The 6,000-nt window shown below is 43.0% G+C and carries 6 protein-coding genes; all 6 read right to left on the reverse strand.

Features of this window, described 5'->3' with window-relative positions; translation table 11 throughout:
- Positions 1-363: 363 nt before the first annotated feature.
- The 6 genes from PUQ00_RS08275 to PUQ00_RS08300 all read right to left on the reverse strand — a co-directional run bounded on the left by PUQ00_RS08275 (position 364) and on the right by PUQ00_RS08300 (position 5,440).
- Positions 364-942: a PEP-CTERM sorting domain-containing protein gene (locus tag PUQ00_RS08275; RefSeq protein WP_300415019.1), complete on the reverse strand. Its 579-nt coding sequence runs from the start codon at positions 940-942 to the stop codon at positions 364-366.
- A 165-nt stretch (positions 943-1,107) separates the two neighbouring features.
- On the reverse strand, positions 1,108-1,794 hold the full coding sequence (locus PUQ00_RS08280) for a PHP domain-containing protein (protein ID WP_300415022.1): 687 nt from the start codon (positions 1,792-1,794) through the stop codon (positions 1,108-1,110).
- A gap of 491 nt (positions 1,795-2,285) precedes the next feature.
- Positions 2,286-3,422: an AIR synthase related protein gene (locus tag PUQ00_RS08285; protein ID WP_300415025.1), complete on the reverse strand. Its 1,137-nt coding sequence runs from the start codon at positions 3,420-3,422 to the stop codon at positions 2,286-2,288.
- Between the two features lie 62 nt (positions 3,423-3,484).
- Entirely contained in the window at positions 3,485-3,712 is a 228-nt protein-coding gene (locus PUQ00_RS08290; RefSeq protein WP_300415027.1) for a hypothetical protein, read from the reverse strand.
- Positions 3,713-4,136: 424 nt separating this feature from the next.
- On the reverse strand, positions 4,137-4,472 hold the full coding sequence (locus PUQ00_RS08295) for a hypothetical protein (RefSeq protein ID WP_300415030.1): 336 nt from the start codon (positions 4,470-4,472) through the stop codon (positions 4,137-4,139).
- A gap of 365 nt (positions 4,473-4,837) precedes the next feature.
- Positions 4,838-5,440, reverse strand: a complete 603-nt coding sequence (locus PUQ00_RS08300) for a superoxide dismutase (RefSeq protein WP_300415032.1) — start codon at positions 5,438-5,440, stop codon at positions 4,838-4,840.
- Positions 5,441-6,000 lie beyond the last annotated feature (560 nt).

The raw sequence follows: 6,000 nt of genomic DNA on the forward strand, positions 1-6,000 counted from the left end.
AAAGTCGAACTGATTGACTGGATTAAATCAGAAAAATTAACCCCTTTAATAGAGTCAATGAAGGAGAGTTTTTATCAAACAGAATAAAGGTGCCAGTCACCAGAATTCACTTGGGTATTTTGTGCGACTGGTGGATGAATAAACGGCGTTTTTGCACCCCCACAAAACAAGAAAGTGGCGGGTCTGAATCCCCCACTGATTACATTCTGACGAATGTATTCTGACTTCTGAATTCTTCTTCAATGATGGTTTTAGGAAATTTTTTCGAGCTTCTTGTGAGTGAGTTTGGATAGCTTGTTACGTTTGAGTACTGAAGATGCGCTGACAGTGCCGAAGACGAATAAGCTAAGGCTAGGGGTGGATTCAGGAACGGTGAATTATGGTTGCAGAAAAACTAATGGGTAACTCACTATCTTCCAATCCCAAATTTTCAAAACCTGGTGTGATTGGCGGCGCAGAAAAAACCTCTAAATAACCTGGTGTCTGCAAAAAACTAGCGAAGTATAGGCTAGAATAATTTCCTCCCGAAGTGGAATAACCAAAACCATTACCCGTTAGCTGCTGAGTATTAATACTAATTAAATTATCAATATCAAAAGGTTCGTTTCCCGGTATTGGAGTCCCGGCGGCTTGCAAACCAGTAATTATTTCGCCATTTCGTGTACCAGTAATTCCAGAAATCTGGTAAAAACCCAAATCGTTAGGCGTGTCATTAGTAGTGAAAGTACCGTTTGCCGCAATGCCAGTAGCAGAATAACTCCAGTTCCAACTTAAAGCAGAGGCGGCTGGCATTATACCGAAAATTAATCCAAATGTGGTAGCGAGGACTATCGCAGATAGTAGAGCTAGATTTTTCATGGAAGTTGTGAGTGCGATCGCGGTTCTTGTCGAGGCTTCCCATGTATTATACGGAACGTAAGGAAAAAGCTGCCAAGGAGACAATCAGCCTATAAGAATTTTGCGGAGCCGGAGACGCTCCGCTTCCGGTCAATTAATTTAGCCAAGGGATTTTTAATCTTGTTTGACCTTTAAGACCAGCTTAAACCCGATTCCCAAGCCTCGGAAATTTGCATTCGCGTAGCGTGTCCTTTAGGACAAGGTATTGCTTTACAAACGTTGTAGCAGGCTCAAACCGTGGGTATCAGTACCACAGGTATTGAAAAGAAAATATTCATCAGCTAACTTTTGCACTTGTTCTGATTCCAAGGTGCTGGGTTTCCAGGGGGTAGGGTTATTATAGGCGTAGAAAGTTTCCACGCCATCAATACCCTTTTGGGACGCAGCTGGAATTAAGTCGAAATGCGATCGCTTGTAACGAGCTGGATGAGCCAAAACTGCCAATCCCCCAGCTTCATGAATGGCGGCAATCACGTTACTTGCCTGATATTCTTGGCCTGTAGTCGCCCTTCTTAGCAGATAGGGTTTCATACTAGGGTGTTCTGTTCCAAAAGCGTAAGCCAAAATGTGAACTTCTATATCCAAAAGGTTGGCATTGATTTCTACGCCACTCCAGAGGTGAGGAGTGCTTGCACCAGGATTATTCCACTTCCAATCTTCTAACCAAGCAAGTGATGCTTGATAGCCGATAATACCATGATGATCGGTGATCGCTAACCCTTTTAGTCCAATAGCGATCGCCTGCTCCATCAATCCACTCGGCTGCAACCTCCCATCCGAGTAAACAGTGTGCATGTGAAAGTTGAATAACCTTGGACAACTATGTGCATCAATGTTATGGAATACTTGCTTCAAAAGTTCTGCCGAAGCAGTAGTTTGGGCCAAATTTACAACCATAACCCCCTCTGAACAAAAATGTATATTTTTAACACACTAAAACGCTACATCTACAGATAAGAAAGACCCAACAATAAAAATTAGTGTTGGCTGCAACTTTCTCAGCTTTCTCAGCAAATTTTTCAATATGTTAAGACTAGGTTAGCAAATCTTAACCTAAGTAGGCATGAGTAATCTAGACTACTTTCTATTTAAGTAGTAATAAATGTTGCATCCAGATTGTCAAAAATACGCCGATAGCATCTGTGTCAAATTACTTAAATACTAAAGGTTTAATAAAGTAATTATCTCGAATCAGCCGAAAATGCAATTCTATATTGTGTGTAAAAAATATTATTTATCTCAGTAATTTCACTACCTTTATCTAATCAGTAATTACTTTAGCGTAGCCCGTCGCAGCCATCACATAAGCAAGAAAATCCTGCGAGTCTAAAATAGCTCCAAGAAAACTGGCGATGTCTACGACGGGCTATGCCTACGCTCGTAAATCACTATACCCCTCGCGCAATTCCAAAAGAATCTCCCTTCAAGGTGATTCCAAGCGGTGTTACCACTACCTCGCGGGTAAGGGACGTTTCAACCCTTCCTGCAATCACAGCCGAAAGCCCCTGTTCTCTTGCCAGCAGAACGATCCTTTTTGCATCCTGCTCCGACTCGGTATAGAATGCAAATCCTGCACCGTAATTAAACACGGAAAGCATCGTCATTGCCCCGCCCTCAAGATGACCCTCGACAAATGTAAATATCTCCGGCACTGGCAGCATCGTTTCGATCACATAGCGGAGCGGCTTCACCGACCGCATCAGCTTTTGCCATCCATGTCCGGTAATGTTCTCCATCGCAGTGGGACGAATTCCCTCACTAAGTACCGCCTGCACAAGCGGCGTGTAGAGATGCGACGCGGCATTCATCGCTTCCCATAACTCCTGCCCACTCGGAAGTTTTGTTCTATAGCCATCAGGGAGCGACTCGGCAAGTTTTCGCATTGGGGTAAAGCCGTTCTCGTGCGGCCCCGAACTCTCGACGAGAACAATGGTATTTCCGGCATCCAGACGCGAACTATCAATAGGAGCGACACCAACGGGCATAACCCCAAAAACCGAGCCAGCGATGTCGAGCCGACCTGAAATCATCTTAGTTTTTAATTGAGGAGTTTCCCCTGAGAGATAGACGCATCCCACTCGTTTGCACCCCTCAACCACTCCATCCAGAAACCCATCTAGGAAAGCGGGGGTAAAGATTGTTTCAGGAGTACTCGACGGCAGATAAAGACCCAGAAGTATAGTCTGCATACCAGAAGTTGCCGCGTCGTTCGTAAGACATGAGATAATCTTGATACCAATGTTCCACCAGAATCGTCGAAGCTCCTCTTCACAAAGGTCATCAGGCCGGGTATCATCTGCCGTGCCTAGTCCTTCGGGGACAAGTGTCATAGAAAGTTCTTTAGCCCCCACCTCTAAAAACGGAGCGAGGTTGAAGCTGAAAGCGTTAGCGCTTGCTCCGAGACCCGACGCGGGCACGATACCATAAGCGCTTGCAAAGCCAAGTGTGCGTTTTGCGGCAGCAATGAAGCGTCGCTTTGCGGCATCGAGAGTATCGTAATCGACTTGATCGAGAGCTTGAGCCATCAGGTTGTGTTTTAAGTTAAAAGCCAAAAGTTAGAAGTTAGGAAAACTCATAACTCCTGACTTTAAAATACCTCATCTTCAATACCACGCCACCATTCCCCCAAATTCATCAAGTCTTGGTAAATATCTTCTAATTCTTTGGTGTAGACATCGTTTGTAAGGGTGGCTCGACGCTCTTGCAATTTTTTGAGGCGCAGTTGTACTAATAGCCAAGGTTTAGTGATGCTATTCGTTGCTTCGATGTATTGCGCTAGTTCTTTACTAGTGTGCGTTCGCTCATTTTTTGACATTTGCTCTAATTTAATAAAACCTATATATAATAAGGGTTTCAACTTTCCTAGACAATTTTTCATCTCCTTTTTTATTTGGAAATCATAGTTCAGATGAACTATTAAGTGGCGATGTCTACGACGGGCTACGCCGACGCTATTCTAGGAAAGCCTGAAACACCAATTCTATCGTCAGTAAGAAAGAAAAGTCAGATCGCAATCAGCGAACGGACATTTACTATCTTAGTACTAGCCCTTTCAAGGTGACTCGAAAAATCTCGTTTTTTCTCTCTGCACCGCGCCAGTTGCTACAACGGGGAGGCAGCGCGGGAACAGGGGGTTTCCCCCATGAGTGACTGCCGTGGGAACCCCCCCAACGCACTGGCTTCTCTGTGCCTCTGCATTTCCTCTAAAAAAAATTATTAGTTGAGTGCAGCTGCGATGTCTACGACAAGGCTTTCGCCAACGCATCCCCAAGTTTACGTAATGTTCTCTCTCGTGCAAAATCAGCTGCTGCCCGTGCCGACTCTGCCAGAATTGTGTCAGTGTTTGGCGTTAGCTTCAATGCCCCACCTAAATAACCCAGTGCTTTAACATAACAATCAGATAAATTGGTCGAGGCTAACCGCTTTACAGTTTGGTAATCGCCATTTACAAAGGCAGATAAAGCCTTGGCGTGTAAATCATTTCCGGGTTCGGGAACATCCAAAACATTGAGGATTGCCTCAATAGCTTTATTTACCTGTTCTAGTGTCAGTTCTTGTTGTACAGCTTGCACCATTGTTTTTACTCCTAAGTCCAGTTTTGAAAATTTTCAGATATAAACTAGGATAAATAGAGTATGTCCCAGTTGCGCTCCAAATGCTCTTTTACGATTCGTGACACAAAATCAACAGCATTATCTCAGTCATAATGAATCGCAATTCTCAGAAAAGTTAGATTCTGCTCCCTAATCTCCCCCATCCCCTCAACAGCCAACCAAAAACAGCCACGATACTAGTTCGTGACTGCTAACAAGATTAGTCAATTAACTGATTGTTTTTACTTTACATATCTGGCACAAGCCACGTAGACGCATTGGCGCAGCCTCTCGTAGAGAAGCAGCTTGCCAAAAGGCATCGCAGCCAGTTCAAAACTGTCAATTAATTAAGCTTTAGCCAAATTTTCAGCAACAAAGTCCCAATTCACCAACTGTTCTAGGAAATTCTTGATGAACGCTGGACGAGCATTTTTGTAGTCAATGTAGTAGGCGTGTTCCCAAACATCCAAAGTTAAGAGTGCCTTCTGGCCATGAGCTAGAGGGTTCTCTGCATTTGGTGTCTTAATCACCTTCAGCGTACCACCATCATCAATCAACCAAGACCATCCGCTCCCGAATTGAGTTGCGGCGGCGTTAGAGAACTCTTCCTTGAATTTATCGAAGCTACCAAAATCTTTATTAATTTTGGCTGCCACTTCACCAGTGGGTGCGCCGCCACCTGCGGGTTTCAAGGAATTCCAAAAGAAGGTGTGGTTCCAAACTTGAGCAGCGTTGTTAAATATTCCCGCCTTAGAGGAATCTTTGAAGGAAATTTTGATCACTTCTTCTAGAGACTTATCGGCAAGTTCAGTACCTTCAGTGAGCTTGTTCAGGTTGTCTACATAAGCTTTGTGATGCTTGCCATAGTGATACTCGAAAGTCTCAGCTTTCATGCCATATGGCTCTAGAGCATTCTTTTCAAAGGGTAGTGGTTCTTGTACAAATGCCATTGTGTGAAATCCTCTCTTTATCGGTTTCCAGTATTAGACTATTGCAGAAGCTTAGGAAATTAACAGCTTTTGTTTCTGGCAGTTTTATGTCTTTAATCATGACTTACGCAAACAATAGCCGAAATCCTGATTTTCAGCTAGGGGCAATTCATGAATTGCCCCTAGCGTCTAGTTTTGCGTAAGTCCTATTTAATTAATGATCGAACATAAAACTTAACATCGTCATTCTACTACTAAAGTCAAGATTAAGTGAAGATAGAAAAAAATCCTTAAATGATAAGTAAAATCGTAATTAATTAATGACTATGAATAAACCTGGCTAATATCCCATCGCCAGAGACCGATAATTAATTAGCATTTAGCAATTAAAGCTTTCATACTTCTACCTTTAGTAGGATTAATTGCGATCTGATAAATCAGTCGGAAGCGAGATGATTTTATATTTAAATAATCTAATATTTTTAATACAACACTTGATTTTCATAAGACATCTCCGAAAAAGAATGTAGAGACGCGAAATTTCGCGTCTCTACAAGGGTTCTAGATAACGCATATTTAAT

This window comes from Nostoc sp. S13 (assembly GCF_029379315.1).
In the GTDB taxonomy this organism is placed as follows: domain Bacteria; phylum Cyanobacteriota; class Cyanobacteriia; order Cyanobacteriales; family Nostocaceae; genus Nostoc.

What these genes read in the sequence shown, in the direction of transcription:
- PUQ00_RS08290 (WP_300415027.1), bottom strand. Translation starts at nt 3,712, where the DNA reads ATGTCAAAAAATGAGCGAACGCACACTAGTAAAGAACTAGCGCAATAC.
- PUQ00_RS08285 (WP_300415025.1), bottom strand. Translation starts at nt 3,422, where the DNA reads ATGGCTCAAGCTCTCGATCAAGTCGATTACGATACTCTCGATGCCGCA.
- PUQ00_RS08295 (WP_300415030.1), bottom strand. Translation starts at nt 4,472, where the DNA reads ATGGTGCAAGCTGTACAACAAGAACTGACACTAGAACAGGTAAATAAA.
- PUQ00_RS08280 (WP_300415022.1), bottom strand. Translation starts at nt 1,794, where the DNA reads ATGGTTGTAAATTTGGCCCAAACTACTGCTTCGGCAGAACTTTTGAAG.
- PUQ00_RS08300 (WP_300415032.1), bottom strand. Translation starts at nt 5,440, where the DNA reads ATGGCATTTGTACAAGAACCACTACCCTTTGAAAAGAATGCTCTAGAG.